This is a genomic window from Piscinibacter sp. PDB5-1, assembly GCF_056676035.1.
On record NZ_JBWVZL010000002.1, the window covers coordinates 496100 to 512777 of the forward strand.

The 16678-nt window shown below is 67.2% G+C and carries 17 protein-coding genes; 2 read left to right on the plus strand and 15 right to left on the minus strand.

The window, feature by feature from the left end; genetic code table 11:
• Positions 1–75: 75 nt before the first annotated feature.
• From AC1KAT_RS09625 to fliF, 6 genes are all read right to left on the minus strand, one after another.
• On the minus strand, positions 76–1302 hold the full coding sequence (locus AC1KAT_RS09625; RefSeq protein ID WP_480325204.1) for a flagellar hook-length control protein FliK: 1227 nt from the start codon (positions 1300–1302) through the stop codon (positions 76–78).
• A 79-nt stretch (positions 1303–1381) separates the two neighbouring features.
• Positions 1382–1864, minus strand: a complete 483-nt coding sequence (gene fliJ / locus AC1KAT_RS09630) for a flagellar export protein FliJ (RefSeq protein WP_480325206.1) — start codon at positions 1862–1864, stop codon at positions 1382–1384.
• An 18-nt stretch (positions 1865–1882) separates the two neighbouring features.
• Positions 1883–3310: a flagellar protein export ATPase FliI gene (gene fliI, locus AC1KAT_RS09635; protein ID WP_480325208.1), complete on the minus strand. Its 1428-nt coding sequence runs from the start codon at positions 3308–3310 to the stop codon at positions 1883–1885.
• Positions 3307–4065, minus strand: coding sequence for a FliH/SctL family protein (locus AC1KAT_RS09640; protein ID WP_480325210.1), 759 nt, complete (start codon positions 4063–4065; stop codon positions 3307–3309). The genes fliI and AC1KAT_RS09640 overlap by 4 nt, the downstream gene beginning before the upstream one ends.
• Positions 4065–5060 (minus strand): flagellar motor switch protein FliG, encoded by a 996-nt coding sequence (gene fliG / locus AC1KAT_RS09645; protein WP_480325211.1) that lies wholly within the window; start codon positions 5058–5060, stop codon positions 4065–4067. The genes AC1KAT_RS09640 and fliG overlap by 1 nt, the downstream gene beginning before the upstream one ends.
• A gap of 46 nt (positions 5061–5106) precedes the next feature.
• Positions 5107–6786: a flagellar basal-body MS-ring/collar protein FliF gene (gene fliF, locus AC1KAT_RS09650; protein ID WP_480325213.1), complete on the minus strand. Its 1680-nt coding sequence runs from the start codon at positions 6784–6786 to the stop codon at positions 5107–5109.
• 182 nt (positions 6787–6968) lie between these two features.
• Here fliF and fliE point away from each other — a divergent pair, with 182 nt between their 5' ends.
• Complete coding sequence (gene fliE / locus AC1KAT_RS09655) at positions 6969–7289, plus strand: flagellar hook-basal body complex protein FliE (protein ID WP_480325215.1); 321 nt, start codon at positions 6969–6971, stop codon at positions 7287–7289.
• Between the two features lie 45 nt (positions 7290–7334).
• Here the strand turns inward: fliE and AC1KAT_RS09660 are convergent, their stop codons facing one another.
• The 9 genes from AC1KAT_RS09660 to AC1KAT_RS09700 form a co-directional block, all read right to left on the minus strand.
• Complete coding sequence (locus AC1KAT_RS09660) at positions 7335–8180, minus strand: helix-turn-helix domain-containing protein (RefSeq protein WP_480325218.1); 846 nt, start codon at positions 8178–8180, stop codon at positions 7335–7337.
• Between the two features lie 141 nt (positions 8181–8321).
• The gene (locus tag AC1KAT_RS09665) at positions 8322–9134 is read right to left on the minus strand and encodes a hypothetical protein (RefSeq protein ID WP_480325220.1); all 813 of its coding nucleotides are present in this window, start codon (positions 9132–9134) and stop codon (positions 8322–8324) included.
• Positions 9135–9308: 174 nt separating this feature from the next.
• Positions 9309–10088, minus strand: a complete 780-nt coding sequence (locus tag AC1KAT_RS09670; RefSeq protein ID WP_480325222.1) for a helix-turn-helix domain-containing protein — start codon at positions 10086–10088, stop codon at positions 9309–9311.
• A gap of 259 nt (positions 10089–10347) precedes the next feature.
• Complete coding sequence (locus AC1KAT_RS09675; RefSeq protein WP_480325224.1) at positions 10348–11142, minus strand: flagellar brake protein; 795 nt, start codon at positions 11140–11142, stop codon at positions 10348–10350.
• Positions 11139–11438: a flagellar protein FliT gene (locus AC1KAT_RS09680; RefSeq protein ID WP_480325226.1), complete on the minus strand. Its 300-nt coding sequence runs from the start codon at positions 11436–11438 to the stop codon at positions 11139–11141. Before AC1KAT_RS09680 ends, AC1KAT_RS09675 begins: the two co-directional genes overlap by 4 nt.
• A 52-nt stretch (positions 11439–11490) precedes the next feature.
• Positions 11491–11901, minus strand: a complete 411-nt coding sequence (gene fliS, locus AC1KAT_RS09685) for a flagellar export chaperone FliS (RefSeq protein WP_480325228.1) — start codon at positions 11899–11901, stop codon at positions 11491–11493.
• Positions 11902–12149: 248 nt separating this feature from the next.
• The gene (fliD, locus tag AC1KAT_RS09690; RefSeq protein ID WP_480325230.1) at positions 12150–13538 is read right to left on the minus strand and encodes a flagellar filament capping protein FliD; all 1389 of its coding nucleotides are present in this window, start codon (positions 13536–13538) and stop codon (positions 12150–12152) included.
• Positions 13539–13698: 160 nt separating this feature from the next.
• The gene (locus AC1KAT_RS09695; protein ID WP_480325232.1) at positions 13699–14538 is read right to left on the minus strand and encodes a flagellin N-terminal helical domain-containing protein; all 840 of its coding nucleotides are present in this window, start codon (positions 14536–14538) and stop codon (positions 13699–13701) included.
• 333 nt (positions 14539–14871) lie between these two features.
• Positions 14872–15699 carry a flagellin N-terminal helical domain-containing protein gene (locus tag AC1KAT_RS09700; RefSeq protein WP_480325234.1) on the minus strand — a complete coding sequence of 276 codons (828 nt, stop codon included), beginning with the start codon at positions 15697–15699 and terminating at the stop codon, positions 14872–14874.
• Between the two features lie 634 nt (positions 15700–16333).
• Here AC1KAT_RS09700 and flhD point away from each other — a divergent pair.
• Positions 16334–16657 carry a flagellar transcriptional regulator FlhD gene (gene flhD, locus AC1KAT_RS09705; RefSeq protein WP_480325236.1) on the plus strand — a complete coding sequence of 108 codons (324 nt, stop codon included), beginning with the start codon at positions 16334–16336 and terminating at the stop codon, positions 16655–16657.
• Positions 16658–16678: the final 21 nt, after the last annotated feature.

Consider the following 16678-nt stretch of genomic DNA (forward strand, 5'->3'; position numbering starts at 1 on the left):
GAAAGGGGTGTTTCACGCGCTCGGCACAAGTGCCCACTGACCTGCGCGCCGACGGCGCGCTGAGCGCTCGGGCGCTCAGGCGTAGAGGTCGACGCCGCCCGCCGAGACGCGCGCGGTGCGGCGCGGCGTGTCGGCCGCCACCTCGTCGACACCCTGGGCACCGCGGCCCGCGCCGCCTTCACCCGGGCGGCCTTCGCCGCCGTCACGCGGCTGGCGCGGCTGCTGGAAGACGCCGCCACCGGCCAGCGTCAAGCCGGCGTCACGCAGTGCCGAAGCGAGTTCGGGCAGTCCGTTTTCGAGGATCTGCCGGGTCTGGGCCGAGGCGGCGGCGAAGTCCACCTGGGCCTTGCTGCCGTCGAGTGCGATCTGCACCGCGATCGGGCCCATCTCGGGCGGGTTGAGTTGCAGCTCAGCCTGCTGAACGCCCTGCTTGGCCAAAAGGCTGAGCTGAATGCCCAGCGCCTGCGGAAACTCAGGCGACTGCACCGGCGTGGGCAAGGCCACGGTCGATGCGGCAGCAGTAGGCCCCGCGCGGTCGGCGCCCTGGGGCGTGGGACTGGCCAGCGCGGCCAGGTCGGCGCGCGCGGTCGCGGCGCCGTCGAGTCCGTGCACGGCGCCGGCCTGCGCCAGCTCGGCTTGAAACTCGCCCGCGAGCGCGGTGCCATCGGTCGCGCCCTGGCCCACCAGCGCCGCTGTGTCGGCGGCGCCAGCGCCGCCACGGGCCACCAGGGCCATCGGGTCGGCCCATGCATCACCGGCGTGGCCGGCTCCATCGGATGCCGTCTGCGCGCCGCGTGCCGCTGTGGCGGCCATGCCCGCACCCAGCAAGGTGGCGACCAGCCCGTCGCCCGTCGGCGCGGTGTGGCCCATCGCCTCGCTGCCGGTGCCCACGGGCGCAGCCGCCACGGGGCGCTGCAGCGCCGACATCCAATCGATCAGCACCGGGTCGAGCGTGGGCGCATCGCCCTCGCCTGCTGCGGCCTCGTCGCCGGCGGCCTGCGCGGCGCCTGCCGCGTCGTGGCAGCCTTCGCGCTCGGCGCTTCGGTCGGCGTGCGCAGTCTTCTCAGCCTTGTCGGCCTTGTGGGCCTTGTCGCCCTTGGCGGGCGTGGCCTTGGGTTTGTCGGCCGGCGTGGCCTTGGGCTCGGCAGCCGCGGCGGCGGGCTCTTGTGCGGGGCGCGAGGCGTCGTTGAGCATCTGCGCGAAGGCGGGCCCACCGGGGGTGGGCGCGGCACCACCCGAACCCGCGTTCGGCGGCGTCACCGGGGCAGAAACAGGGGCGGCGAAAGAAACGTTGGCAGCCATGCGGTTCACTCTTGAAAGCGTGGGGCGTCGCAAGACGCTGAAAAACGTGCGGGGGCTTCAGGCGGCGTGAGCGACAGGCTCACAGCGCCGGCATGAAGCCGCTGGGTTGTGCCAGGCGGGCCCAGGCCGCGCGCGTGGCGAACTCGTCGGTCTGCCGTTGCTCGCGGCGCTCGGCGCCGATCTTCATTTCGTTGAGCCGGCGCTCCAGCAGCTTGCGCACCGAGGCGACACGCATCTCTTGCTCGATCAGCACCTGGCGCATGCGGGCCACGCGCGTGTCGGCCTGGGTGACGGCCCGGTTCTGCTGCTCGATGGCCTGGCTCAGGCGCTCTGAGAACACCTGGTAGCCCTGCAACGCGGCAATGCCCTGGTGGCTCTTGAACTGCTCGCGGAAGCGGTTCTCGTACTCGGCGCGGTACTGCACCAGCTGCTCCATCTGCATCTCGGCGGCGCGGTGCATGTCGAGCGCGCGTTGCACCTCGGCCAGCGCCGCGTCGCGCTCGCGTTCGGCCTGTCCCAGCAGGGCCATCAGGGGGTCGAGGGATCGGTTGGAGGGGTTCATGGTTCAGCGTCCGTGGATTCAGGTCTGCACCGTCGAGCGCAATTGCGCGACGCTGCGTGCCAAGGTGGCGGGCTGGTGCATGTCTTGCTGCAGCAGGTCGATCATTCGCGGGTGCATGCGCACCGCCGCATCGAGCTCGGGGTCGTGCCCCGGCGCGTAGGCGCCGAGCTGGATCAGATCCCGGGCCTTGTTGTATTTGGCGTGGAGCTGTCGGAAGCGGCGCGCCGACTCGATGTGCTCTTGCGCGCTCACGTTGTTCATCACGCGCGAGATGGAGCGTTCGATGTCGATGGCCGGGTAGTGGCCCGATTCGGCCAGCTCGCGCGACAGCACGATGTGCCCGTCGAGGATGCCTCGCGCCGCGTCGGCGATCGGGTCTTGCTGGTCGTCGCCTTCGCTGAGCACGGTGTAGAAGGCCGTGATCGAGCCCACGCCGTGGATGCCGTTGCCGCTGCGTTCGACCAGCTGCGGCAACTTGGCGAAGCAGCTCGGCGGGTAGCCTTTGGTGGCCGGCGGCTCGCCGATGGCCAGCGCGATCTCGCGCTGCGCCATCGCGTAGCGGGTCAGCGAATCCATCAGCAGCAGCACGTGCTGGCCGCGGTCGCGGAAGTGTTCGGCAATGGCCGTCGCGTAGTTCGCGCCCTGCATGCGCACGAGCGGCGGCGCGTCGGCGGGTGCGGCCACAACGACCGAGCGCTTGATGCCCTCTTCGCCGAGGATGTCTTCGATGAACTCTTTGACTTCACGGCCGCGTTCGCCGATCAGCCCGACGACGATCACGTCCGCCGCCGTGTAGCGGGCCATCATGCCCAGCAGCACCGACTTGCCGACGCCGGTGCCCGCGAACAGGCCGATGCGCTGGCCGCGGCCCACGGTGAGCATGCTGTTGATGGCGCGCACGCCGGTGTCCAGCGGCTGGCGGATGGGGTCGCGGTCCATCGCGTTGATGGGGCGGCGGATCAGCGGCTCGTTGTGCACCAGGTGCAACGGGCCCTTGCGGTCCATCGGGTGCCCCTGCGAATCCACCACGCGGCCCAGCAGGCCGTCGCCCACGGGCAGGTGCAGCGTGCGGTCTTCGCCTCGACGCCACGGGTGGGCTGAAGCGCCCAGCAGCAGCGGCACGATCGGCGACGGGCGCGGCACGACGCGCGCACCACTCGCCAAGCCTTTGATCTCGCCGGTGGGCATGAGGTAGGCGCGGTCGCCCGAGAAGCCCACCACTTCGGCCAGCACGGGGCTCTGGCCTTCCATGCGCACTTCGCACACCGAGCCCACGGGCACGCGGATGCCGGCGGCTTCGAGCACGAGGCCCGCCACGCGCACGAGCAGACCCTGCGTTTCAAGCGGCAGCGGCTCTTTCGAGAACGACTTCAGGTCGTGCAGGTAGCGCTGCCACTTCTGGGTGGATGCGCGCGCGAGCGCCTCTGGATTGAGTTGTTCGCTCATTCGTCGGCCTCCGGGTCGGCCGTCAGGTCCGAGTCCCAACCCTGGTCGCAGCCGAGGGTGGCGGCGGCTCGGCGCCAGCGGGTTTCGAGCGTGGCGTCGATGACGCCGATGTCCGATTCGACGAGGCAGCCCCCGCGCACGACGTCGGCGTCGCTCAGCACGCGGGCGCCGCGCGCGGCGATCACGTCGGCCGCACCCTGCTGCACCAGCGGCTGGTCGTCGGGGTGCACCCGCAGCGTGATGTGGCGTGCACTCAGCAACAACGTGTCCACGGCCTCGGTCGCCACCACGGCCACCAGTTCAGGCTGCGTGGTGAGCTCACTGCGCACGATCTGCTTGGCCAGGTGTGTGGCGGTCACAGCCAGCGCGCGCGCCATGTCTTGCTGCATGTCGTCGAGCTGCGTGCCCATCGCCTGCATCAGCGCACCGATCTGCTGCGTCATCTGCATCGCGAAGCTCTGCTTGAAGCCTTCGAGGGCGACCAGGCCGTCGCGGTAGCCATCCTGGTAGCCCTGGTGGCGCGCTGCGTTCACGTGCTGGGCCAGCACCTCTTCGGGTGAGGGCTCGGGCGGCGGCGGCGGGTCGGGCGGGCGCACGCCGGTGGCTTGCGGCTCGACACCCGAGAAGGTGCCGGGGCTCCAGGCCGAGAACGAATTCAGCTCTTCGCGCGGAATGAAGCGGCTGTACGACGAGGGCTTGACCCCACCCTCGGGCGGAGGCACCTGGCGCGGACCGTGGTTGCTCTTGGACGTCATCACAGGAACTCGTCGTCACCCGAGGCGCCCAGAGCAATCTGGCCTTCGTCGGCGAGGCGGCGCACGATCTTGAGCATCTCCTTCTGCTCGGCCTCGACTTCGCTGACGCGCACCGGGCCACGCGATTCGAGGTCTTCGCGCAGCGTTTCGGCCGCACGGCTGGACATGTTGCGGAACACCTTCTCGCGCATCTCCGGCGTCGCCCCCTTGAGCGCGATGACCAGCGATTCGGACTGCACTTCCTTCATCAGCAGCTGGATCGCCTTGTCGTCGAGCTTCTCCAGGTCGTCGAAGGTGAACATGTTGTCCATGATCTTCTGGGCCAGCTCGTTGTCGGCTTCGCGGATGTAGTCGAGCACCGCCGTTTCCATGCTGCCGCCCAGCAGGTTGATCATCTCGGCGGCCGTCTTCACGCCGCCCAGCGAGGCCTTGCGCAGCTTGTCACCGCCGGCCAGCACCTTGCTCATCACTTCGTTCAGGTCTTTCAACGCGGCGGGCTGGATGCCATCGAGCGTGGCGATGCGCACCATGACCTCGTTGCGCTGGCGTTCGGTGAATGCCTTGAGGACGCCCGAGGCCTGGTCGAACTCGAGGTGCACGAGGATGGCCGCGACGATTTGCGGGTGCTCGTTGCGCAGCAGCTCGGCCACCGAGCCGGCGTCCATCCACTTGAGGCTTTCGATGCCGCTGGTGTCACCGCCTTGCAGGATGCGGTCGATCAGCAGGTTGGCCTTGTCTTCGCCAAGCGCCTTGCGCAGCACCGCCTTCACGTACTCGTCGGTGTCGGTCACGAGCATGCTCTGCTCGTTGGCCTCGGTCGAGAAGCGCTCGAGCACGCCGTCCACGCGCTCGCGCGGAATGGCCTTCATCCGGGCGATGGTCTCGCCCAGGCCTTGCACTTCTTTCGGCGTGAGTTGGCGGAAGACCTCGGCCGCGCCCTCTTCGCCGAGCGACATCAGCAGGATGGCGGCGTCTTCGAGCCCCTTGGCGTCCATGTGGTTCGAGTCCCTGTCTTGTTATGTGATCGGCGTGCGCTCGGCGTCAGACCGTCGGCGCGTCGCGGTTGACCCAGCCGCGAACGATGTTCGCCACCGCGGTCGGGTTGTCCTTGGCCAGGTTGCGCACGCCTTCGAGCTGCAGCGTCACCGTCGGCGCAGCGATCACGGGCATGCTGGGCACGGCCGGCAGCACCTCTTCGTCGGCGACCACGGCATCGAGCTGCTGGCCCTTCAGGTCTTCGGGCTGCTTGATGGTCCTGAGCGCCGGGCGGATGACGCCGAACACCACCAGCACCGCCACCAGCGCCAGGGCCAGCGGCACGACCGCGCTGCGTGCGATCTCGATGGTCTCGGGCTGCTTCCAGATCGGCGTGTCGTCCACCGGCGTCTGCGCGATCTTGAACGGCGCGTTGATGACCTTCACCGAGTCGCCGCGGTCTTGCTTGAAGCCGATGCTTTCGCGCACGAGGCTGTTGAGGTTCTCGATCTCTTGCTCGGACAGCGGCGTGGTGGTGGTCTTGCCCTTGGCGTCGGTCTTGGTGATGTGGTTGACGACCACGGCTGCGTTCAGGCGCTTGACGGTGCCCGTGGCGTTGCGTGTCACGCGCACGGTCTTGTCCACCTCGTAGTTGGTGACGTTCTCGCGGCGGCTGTTGGTCGCGCCAGCTTGTCCGCCACCCTGCGCGGTCTGCAGCGGCTGCGCGGCGCCGTTGATCGGCGCCGTGGCCGGCACGGGCGGCTGGTTCGAGGCCGCGCCCGGCACACCGCTCGGGGTTCCGGGCTGCGAGCCCATCTGCTCGCTGGTCTGCTGGCTGCGCACGCTGGCTTCGGCGTTCTGGCCCTGGTTGGGTTTGAACTCTTCCGAGGTCGATTCGACCTGCGCGAAGTCGAGTTCGGCGGTCACCTGCGCGCGCAGGTTGTCGCGGCCGACCACCGGCTCCAGGATGTCCACGATGCGCTTGGTGTAGATCGACTCGATCTGGTTGACGTACTGCAGCTGCTGCGCGTCCAGGCCCGACGCGTGCGACGCATCTTCGTTGCCCGACAGCAGCGTGCCGTTTTGGTCGAGCACGCTCACGGCCTTGGGCGCGAGTTCGGGCACGCTGCTCGACACCAGGTGCACGATGCCGGCGACCTGGGCGCGGTCCAGCGTGCGGCCGGGGTACAGGGACAGCATCACGGAGGCACTGGGCTTTTGCTGCTCGCGGAAGAACCCATTCTGGTTGGGCAGCGCGAGGTGCACGCGTGCGTTTTGCACGGAAGGCATCGCGGTGATCGAGCGCGTCAACTCGCCTTCGAGGCCGCGTTGAAAAGTGAGCCGTTCCTGGAACTGCGTCTGCCCGAAGCGGGCGCCGTCCATCAGTTCGAAGCCGACCACCGAGCCCTTGGGCAGGCCGGCCGACGCCAGCTTCAGGCGCAAATCGTGAACTTGTGCCGCCGGCACGAGGATGGCGCCGCCGCCTTCGGAGTGCTTGTAGGGCACGTTCATCTGCGAGAGCTGGGCAATGATCGCGCCGCCGTCCTTGTCGGACAGGTTGGCGTACAGCACCTTGTAATCGCCCTTGCTGCTCCACATCGACAGGCCCACCAGCACCGCCAGCAGCGCCGCCACACCGAGCCCGAGGCTCACGCGGCTTTTCACGGGCATGGCCGCCAGGCGCGCACCGACGCCGGTCGGCGCTGGCAAGGCGGAGGGGTTGGCAAGTGTGACGGCGTTGTCCATGTGATTGGCAATTCAACGGGACGCACGGCGCCCCAGATGAAATGGATTGTTTTGGAAACGCCCTCCTGCGAATGGCCCGAACAACCCGCCAAACGACGGTCAGTTCCCTCCATCGTGGCGAGGCCCGTTTCCCTACAGTGGCAAACATGCGGCGACGACTTCGTGCCGCACGGAGACCCCTGATGGACGTCAAGCTCAAACCCTTCAATTTCGCCGAAGCCGTCGCCCGCGCCGGGCTCGCGGCGAATGGGCAGCCGCTCGTCACGAAGAAGGTCGAGGGGGCGGGCTTCCAGCAGGCGTTGACCCAGGCGCTGCGCTCGGTGAGCAACACCCAGAACGAGGCGAGCGAAATGCAGCGCCAGGTGCAGATGGGCAACCCCACCGTCAGCTTGGAAGAGACGATGGTGTCGATGCAGAAGGCGCAGATCGGCTTCCAGGCCGCGCTGCAGGTGCGCAGCCGCCTGGTGCAGGCCTACTCTGAAATCATGAACATGACGGTCTGAGCCGCTGGCTCGACCCACCCGCCACCGGCGCGCCGCCGGGGCCGGTCACAGCGAGCGGAAGGCCCCCGCCGCGCCCAGGTCGGTGATGGCGTTCTGCACCTTCACCGCCGCACTGCTGAAAAACACCGCCGGCGAGGCGCCGAAGGTCTTCGACCACACGCGCGAGAAATGCGCCGAGTCGGAAAAGCCCGCCGCCAGCGCGATCTCGGTGAGGTTCAGACCCCGCCCGACGAGGCTGGCCGCGCGGTGGATCTTTTGCGACAGCGCGTAGCTGCGCAGCGGAATGCCCAGGTCTTCAGAGAACAGGTGCGAAAGCCGGTCGTACGACAGCTCGACCTCTTGCGCGAGCTCTTCGAGCGAAGCGCCGGGCGTCACGTCGAGCCGTTCGAGCACCCGCTGCACGCGGGCGTCGAGGGGCCCGATGGGTGGCAGCTGCAACGCCACCGTCTCGCACATCGACTGCGCCAACGCCGACGGCTCGCGGCCGACCAGCGCGCCCTGGCACGCGGCCTCGAACTGCGCGTTCAGCGGGTCGAACAAGGCCCGGTCGAGCGACAGCAGCCCGTCGGCGTCGATGCCGCGAAACGCGCGATAGCAACCATGCTGCGGGCTGATGCCCACGCTGACGATGGGTGCGTCGGGCGAGGACAGCGCGCGGCGCGTGAATGGCCGGATGGCCACCGCGGTCAGCTCGAACGTGCCCTGCTCGGTGCGCAGAGAAAACGGGCGCCCGTCGAGCGAGACGATCACCGTGGCCGAAAAGCGCTCGGTGAACTCGCGCGGCGACCAATGCCCGGCATAGACGAAGCCATAGTCGAAGAGACTGAGCTTGCCCTTGGCCTTGGGCGTACGCAGGCTCGACGATGTCGCGGAGGATTCAGGAGCTTGCATGGGATTGGGCATTGGCGCGCCGCGACGATAGCTTCTTCGCACACGCGTTCACATTGGGGATTGTCCGCGCGCACGCACTGCGACGCGCGAGTCCCGGCTCCAGCGCCCCGCCACGTGCCCCTCGCGCTGTGCCAAGGCCCTTCAACGGCTGGTGCCCTCTTCAAGCGGCACCGGCGCGGGCGTGTTCAGGTCGGCCGGGTCGCTGGTGGGCAAGCGGTAGCGCAGCGGCACGAGCTGGCCGTTGCGGTAGACGTCGAGCTCGTAGTGCGTCTGGCGCATCACCGCTTCGAGCGAGCGGTCGTCGATCTTGCTGCTGTTGTCGGTGTCGAGCGAATAGAGCACATCGCCCACCCGCAACCCAGCCTTGTCGTACAGGCTCTCGGGGACCACCGCTTTCACCTCGAAGCCCCCGCGTGGATGGGGCGCCAGTTCGACCTCGCGCAAGAACGAGTCGGCCGACTGAAAGCGGGCGAAGGTCAGGCGGCGCACGTCCACGCCCTTGTTGCGCTGCGACATGTCTTCATCGGCGGTGGGTGCCGCTGCGGCCGCGCTCGCAGGCGACAGCAGAACGATGCGCGACAGCGTGCCGTAGGCCAGCACGACGTGGTCGCCCGCCACACGCCGCAGCACCACGCCCGGGAAGGGCTCTTGGCCCACGCTGAATTGCCCCTGGCGGCCTTCGACCTCGAGCTGGGCGCTGCCGGCACCGTTGGCCGATGGCGACACCGCCAACAACTTGAAGCGCACGCTTGGAAACTGCCCACCGACCGCGCTGCCGGGCGCTGTGGCATGGGGAGCGGCCACCGCGGTCGCCGCGGCGACCTGCGGCTCGGGAGCGCTGTCAAACACCCCGAGCACCTGCGCCACCAAGGCACCGGCCACTGCCAGCCCCAGGCCGACCAGGGCGATGCGCAAAAAGCCCGGTTGCTGTTGGATGTGAATGATTCCGCTCATGAGGGGTGGCTGCTCGGGGTCGCTCAGGCCGTCGTGCCGACATCGTGGCACTTTGTTCGGGTGTGCGAATGGTGCTGACGCGGCGATCCGTGAACTTGTATTGAGTCGCTGCGATTGCGATTCATGCGCCAAGGTTTACCCGCAGCGTCGCCGTGGTGCACACGCCGCCCCACCTCACTTGCTGCCGTATGCCGAGATCACGCCGACCTGCCGGTTGCCGAAGAAAGCCGACGGCGACGCCCCGCTCGCCCGCAGCCAGCTCTTCGAGAAGTGCGCCGAGTCGGCAAACCCGGCCGTGAAGGCGACCTCGGTCAGGCTGCGGCAGCGGCCGGCCAGCGAGGCCGCGATGTCGAGCTTGCGTGCCAGCAGGTAGGTGCGCAGCGGAACGCCCATCGACTCCGAGAACAGGTGCGACAGCCGGTGGTACGACAGGCTGACCTCGGCGGCCAGTTCCTCGAGCGGCGCCAGCGCGTCTCGCTCGATCTTTTCGAGCACGTGCGCGATGCGGTCGTCCAGCGGGGGCGACGCGGGCAGCCCCGTCGCCGCGTTTTGCATCAGGTCGAAGGCCAACTGCGCCGCGCCATGGGCGCTGAGCCGCCCTTCTGTCGCTGCCTCGGCCTGCTCCATGAGCGGGTGGAACTGGTCAAAGGGCAGTTCTCGCAGCGCGTCGGGATATTGGGTCGTGCTGAAGCGCCGGAACAGCGGGTGCTGCGGCGTCAGGCCCAGGCTCAGCACGGGCACGCCCATCGCGGCGACGCGGCGCTCGACCTCGGGCTGCACCAACGCGGCCTGCACGCGATGCGTTTGCCCCCCGCAGGTCACTTCGAACGCCTCCCCGGTCACCGACAGCAGCAGGGCCGCGTGAAACTTGACCGAGACCGACTCCAGCTCAGGACTGGCGTACAGGAACCCGCGCTCGAACACGTAGAACCAATTCCGCAGGCGGACCGCCAAGGCGGAAGAAAGAGGTGTAGTCACAACGGATTGGCCCGCGGGCCGATGGCATCAGGGGTGCGGCGTCGCCTGTTCGAACCGCGACCGCGAGGGCCGCGGGCATGTTTTAGACGCCACCCCGAATGGTGAGGCGGGAAGGTCGATTCAGCTTGATTGGAGTCGCTAGCGCGCGCAAAACCTTCGCCGCAGTGCAGCATGGCCGCAGGCCGGTGCAACCGGGGCTGAAACGCAAGAGCCGCGGCCCTCGGGGCCGCAGGCTTCAAATGGACAACAGGCGTTGTCTCTTCTGAGTCTGGTCGATGTAGCGCTGCAGCGTGCGCGTGACGTCGCTGTTGGGACTGGCCAATTCGCAACCCAGGCGCACACCCTTCGAGTCGGGGTTGATCGCGGTCACGTGCTGCAGGCGCAGCGCGGTGTTGATGCGCGTGTCCATGTCGAGGTCGAGGCGCACCCCGTTGAGCAGCACGCCGGGTTGCAGCGGCGGCACGTCGTCGGGCAAAAAGAGCGCGCAGCCGCCGATGCTCAGGTCGAGCACGCGCAGCGCGAGTTGCATGTCGGGCATCTGCGGGTGGCGAAAGCTCGCCGTGGGCATGGCGCGCGTCAGCGGCTTCACGCGGAATGCGTGTCGGCGCTGGAAGCGGAACATCTCGCGCGGCATGGCGCAAGCAAGCACGCAGCCGGTGCCGCTGCGGATGAGCGCGAGCCCTTGCGCGTCGAACTGCAGCTTGACGTTGTCGAGGTAGGCCACGGCCACCGCATCTTCGGCTTCGACCAGGTCTTGCACTTGGTTGCTGTCGCCGTCGGCGCAGAAGCTCAGCGTGCCGCGCGCGGAGTCGATGGACCACAGCGTGGTCGTGTAGACGGTGCCGTCGCTGCCGTTCAGGTTGAGCAGCACATTGCCATCGATCAGGCGCTTGAGCATGGCCATCAGCTCGGTGCGCGACGAGATGCGAAAGTCGTCCAGCCCGCCGTGCTGCGCGGCGAGCGTTTCCAGCGGCATCGGCAGCGTGTCCACGCGGTCGTCCTCGGTCGAATCCCGCTGGGCGGGGGTCAATGGATGCTCTTGGGGCGGCCTGCGAGCAGGCCATCCAGGTCTTCCAGCCAGGGCTCGGCGAGCTGGCGGATCTCGGCGTCGTTGATCAGGATGCGCTGCATGATGCGCGACTTGAGCTGCGCCTCTTCCGAACCCAGCTGCTGCGCAGAGGCGGCGTGCTTGAGTTGCGAAATCAGCAGCGCGCAGGCGCCTTCGAGCTTGACAACCCGGTCCCAGTCGCCGGCACGGGCTGCGGCGAGCATGTCGCCGCTGGCCTGTTCGATCGCCTCGTAGTAGCTGAGCAAGGTGGCGTTCATCGGGTCTCCCGGGGCCGGGTGCGGTTGAATGAAGTACATGCGGCTGGGTGGTTCATGCATCGACCTGGCTGGCCATCTCCGCCCAGGCGCGGGCGAGCGGCTCGATCAGGCGCTGGCACTCTTCGATGGCGGCCTCGTCGTTGTAGCGATTGGCGTAGGTCAAGCGCACCGTGACGTAGGCGTAGAGGTCGTTCAGGTCGGCCGCGAGGCGGCCACCTTCTTGCAGGTTGAGGCCACTGCGCAGACCCTCGTCGATGATGCGCACGGCGCGGCCGATGGCCTCGCACTTGCCTTCGATGTTTTCGCTGCGCAGGGCGCCGCGGGCCTGGGCCAACGTGTCGAGCAGACCTTCGAAGAGCATCGACACCAGGCGGTGCGGCGAGGCGCCGTCCACGGCGGTGGTCACACCGACTTGGCGGTAGGCACCCAATTGGCGGCTGGTCGGAGAGGCGGTAGCGAACATGGCGGTCTGAGCTTTCTGCATGAACCTGATGTTTTCGTTATCGGCTGAGCCTCAGGCGGTCTTGAGCCCGGACAGACCCGAGCACCGAGACAGCAGGGCCGGGAACGGGTGGCTTTTTCGGCTCACGTCCGCGCACCGGTTCGATCCGTGACGCAGCGCACACGCAGGGCGCGTGCGCCGCACAAGAACGAAGGCCCGGGCTTCGCGTGAGCGAAGCACCGGGCCGGAGCCGATGAGCGCGTGGCCGATCAAGACGAGCTCTTGTTCCAGGCCGAGACTTGCTGCGACACGTAGGCGTTGAGCGCGCTGATGCCGGCCATGTTGGTGTCCAGGCTCGAGTACTGCTTTCGCAAGCGCGCCTCGGTCAGGGCCAGACGGGTGTTGATTTCGTCCTGCCGCTTCTGGTTGAGCGTCAGGCTCGTGTTCAGGCCCGCTGTGCGCGTGGTGAGGGCGCCTTCGGTGCCCAGCAGCTGGTCGCCCAGGCGGCGCAGGCGCATGCCCACGCCTTCTTGCGCCGGGTCGGCAATGTTGCTCGTGGCGAAGAGCTTCTTCACCTCGGCCAAGTTGCCCGACAGGGCCGCCGTGAGCTTGCTGTCGTTGACCTTGAGCGTGCCGTTGGCCTGGGTCTGGATGCCCAGCGACTCCAGCGACGGGAAGGCGGTAGAGGCCGGTGACGGGTTGGTCAGCGCGTTGCGCAGCTGGCGCTGCAAGGACACGGCGGTGCTGTCGCCTTGCAGCTTGCCGGCTGTCTTGGTCGCAGCGTCGTACTTGGTCTGGCTGGCGAGCATGCTCGACAGCGCGTTGTACGCATCGACGAACGCCTGCACATCCTTCTTCAGCGCCGTCGGGTCCGAACTCACGTTGACCTGAACCGGCCCAGTCGTCTCGCGGTTCAGCGAAATCGTGAGCCCGTCCATCATGCCGCTCAGCACATTGGTCGACGAGGTGATCGGCACGCCATTGACCGTGGCCTGCGCGTTGCTCGCCTCTTGCGTGCGCGTGGTCGGTCCCGCGTCGGGGGCGTTTTCGTCGTAGTTGAATGCGGCGCCACCACCGCTGCCGGCGATCGAGAACACGTTGTCGGTGCCGGGGCTGCTGGAGCTGATGATGAGCCGGGCGCCGGTCGCGTCGTTGACGATCACGGCCGTGATGCCGCCCCCGGCCGCGTTGAGCTTGTTGCGCACCGTGGCCAGCGTGTCCGAGGCGCTGATCGAGATGTTGAGCGGCGGGAATTCCGGCTGCCCGCTGAAGCTCACCTGCAGCGATCCTTCGCCCACCAATTCGTTGGCGGACGCGAAGGTGCCGCTGGCCACCGTCTGCGGCTTCGCCAAGGCTTGCACCTCGATGGCGTAGCCACCCGCGGCCGCCCCGCTGCCCGCGCTGACGCTGACCGAGGTGGCGTCGCTCGACGTGGCCGTGGCGGCGCCCCAGGTGTCGTTCTGGGTCAGCTTGAGCGCCGCGTCGCGGAAGGTGGAAAGTGCGGACTGCACCTGCCCGAACGCAGAAATCTTCGTCTGAATTGCTGACGCCTGGCTCTGGAGCTGCTGCACCGGCCGTTGTTCGAGCGTCATGAGCTTGGTGACGATCGACTCAACGTCCAGGCCGCTGCCGATGCCTGCGGAACTGATGCTCGCCATGGCAATGCCTTTCAGTTGTGGACCGCCGGCGGGATCACGCCCGCTCGATCATGACGACCCATGGAAAAACGAGATACCCAAGCAATAAGCCTGGATATCCCGTTGTCGGCGCCCCGCGCCAGAACTTGAGCCCGGGCGCGTAAGAATTTTTAACGCCTTGTCAGCGTTGCAGCAGCGACAGCACCTGCTGCGGCAGCTGGTTGGCCTGCGCGACCATCGCGTTGCCGGCCTGCTGCAGGATCTGAGCGCGCGACAGGGCGGCGGTTTCGGCCGCGAAGTCGGCATCCATGATGCGACCGCGGGCGGCCGACAGATTCTCGGCAAACACCGTCAGGCTGCCAATGACCGAATCGAAGCGGTTTTGTGCAGCACCGAACAGTGCACGGGCACTTGTGACGTCCACGATGGCCGAATCGAGCGCGGTGATCGAAGCGAGCGCCAGCGTGCCGTCGGCGCCGTCGATGGCCAGGCCGCTGACCGACGCCGAGGTGATGGTCAAGTCCACCGAGTTGATGGTGATGGTGTCGGTGGCATCGGTGCCCGCCCCCACCTGAAACGAGAACGGCGTCGCCGCAGCGGCCGCATCGAACAGCACGGTGCCGTTGAAGCGGGTGCCATCGACGATGCGGTTCACTTCAGCCGTGAGCTGCGCGAATTCGGCCTGCAGGTTGTCGCGGTCTTGCGAGTTGTTGGTGCCGTTGGCCGACTGCACGGCCAGTTCACGCATGCGCTGCAGCGCGTCGCCCAGCTTGCCCAGCGCGCCTTCAGCGGTCTGCGCGAGCGAGATGCCGTCGTTGGCGTTGCGCGCCGCGACGTTCATGCCACGCACTTGCGCATGCATGCGCTCGGCAATGGCCAGGCCGGCGGCGTCATCCTTGGCGCTGTTGACGCGCATGCCTGACGACAGTCGCTGCATGGCGACCGCCAATGAGCCCTGCGACGTGTTCAGGTTTCGCTGGGCGTTCAACGAGATCAGGTTGGTGTTGATGGTCTGAGGCATGCTGCACTCCTTCAAGAAATATCGACCTCCGGCATGGAGGCCGGCGTTTTGCTCTGCAGCGCTGTGACCGATCACGCACGCTGCCGACTTGAAGTCCGCGCGGGTTGGTCATGACCTCTGCCGTGGGACCACGGTCTGTTTTCACATTCCGCTGGTAGGCATTGTTCGAGAAGAACTTTCGGGGCTTTCGGTCGAAATGAAGGAGAAATCCGGCCCTATTGAAATGCGGGTCAGGCAAACACGAACGCCCCGCCGGTAGTTGCCGGACGGGGCGTTCGCTCGAATCGCGCGCCTCAAGAGCCCGCCGAGGCGGACCCTTGCGCTGCGTGTCGATCAGCGCAGCAGCGACAGCACTTGCTGCGGAAGCTGGTTGGCTTGCGAGATCATCGCGGTGCCGGCCTGTTGCAGGATCTGGGCACGCGACAGGTTCATCGTTTCCGAAGCGAAGTCGGCGTCCATGATCCGGCCGCGGGCAGCCGAGAGGTTCTCGGCCGAGGTGCCCAGGTTGGCGATCACCGAGTCGAAGCGGTTCTGCACGGCACCCATCGTGGCGCGGTTGGTCGTGACGTCGATGATCGCGTCGTCCAGGGCGTCGATGGCAGCGGTGGCGCCAGTCGCGTCGGCACCCGAGATGTCGAGTGCACCCACGGCGGTGACCGTGGCGCTGAGGTCGGCCGAGTCCACGTCGATGGTGTCGTAGGTTTCGGTGCCCGCGCCCACCTGGAAGGTGAAGGTCGAGGCGCCGCTCAGCAGGGCCGTGCCGTTGAAGTTGGCGCTGTCGACGATACGGGCGACTTCGTCATTCAGTTGCTGGAATTCAGCCTGCAGGTTGTCGCGGTCGTCCGCGCTGTTGGTGCCGTTGGCCGATTGCACAGCGAGTTCACGCATGCGCTGGATCGCATCACCGACCTTGCCCAGCGCGCCTTCAGCGGTCTGCGCCAGCGAGATGCCGTCGTTGGCATTGCGCACGGCGACGTTCATGCCGCGCACTTGAGAGTACATGCGTTCGGCGATGGCCAGGCCGGCGGCGTCGTCCTTGGCGCTGTTGACACGCAGGCCCGAGGACAGGCGCTGCATGGCGGTCGCCAGCGTGTTCTGGGTGCCGGCGGTGTTGCGTTGTGCGTTGAGCGACATCGCGTTGGTGTTGATCGTCATTGCCATTCAAATATCTCCATTGCGTTGAAGTGACTTCCGGCAAGCGCCGGCAATGCCTCCGCAGTAATTCAGGCCTGGGCCCTCGTCGCTGCTTTGAACTGCCAACGGTCGAAACCGCTGACCTGCTGCGCCCGGGTTGTCACCTCATGGTCCGTGGTCGTTTTGCCTTCCACGGGTCACTCGGTTGCTTACTCCGGACCCCGGTGGTGATGTCTCGCCACCGTTGGTTGAGTTATCGGACCCTGCCTAAACGGACTTGAGAGGAATTTGTCAAGCGAGAGATGCGGGACAAATCGACTTCTCGTCAGGGCTTCAACAGCTCACCACTTGTTTTCGGCCAGTCCCTTGCGCCCTTGAGCGGTGCAAAGTGTTTGCGACGGCTTGTTCACACCGGCGGCGCTGTTACGCAAAAACGGGCTCAAGTTTTTTCCGCGGCTGCACCGTTCCTACAGGCCAGGGCCTGCTACAGCCTGTCACGTTTGTAGGTGTTTGCCTGACAAGGGGTAGGGAGAAACCTGGACTCAAGCCACAGAACTGACCTGATGTTTCCACCTAGTTCGGGTCTCTACAGTTCGTTTCACGTTGAGACGCACATCAACGCCGCCGCCAAACCTCAGCAAGCCAGACCCCGGAGCACCCAATGAACGCCGACCAGATCCTCACCGAGATTCGCGAAGCCAACCTGTCGTACCTGATGCTGGCCCAAAGCCTCATCCGCAGCGACCGCGAACAAGCCCTGTACCGCCTGGGCATCAGCGAGGAAAGCGCTTCGATGATCGCGCTGCTGACCCCGGCCCAGATGATGAAGATCGCCTCCGGCAACACCCTGCTGTGCCGCTTTCGCATGGACGACGACCTGGTGTGGGGCCTGCTCACCAACCATGGCAAGAGCGCTTCGAACGACACCACGAACCGCCTGCACGCCAGCATCCTCATGGCAGGCCGCCATCAAGAAGCTGCTTGAACGGGCAACAGACCCGACAGC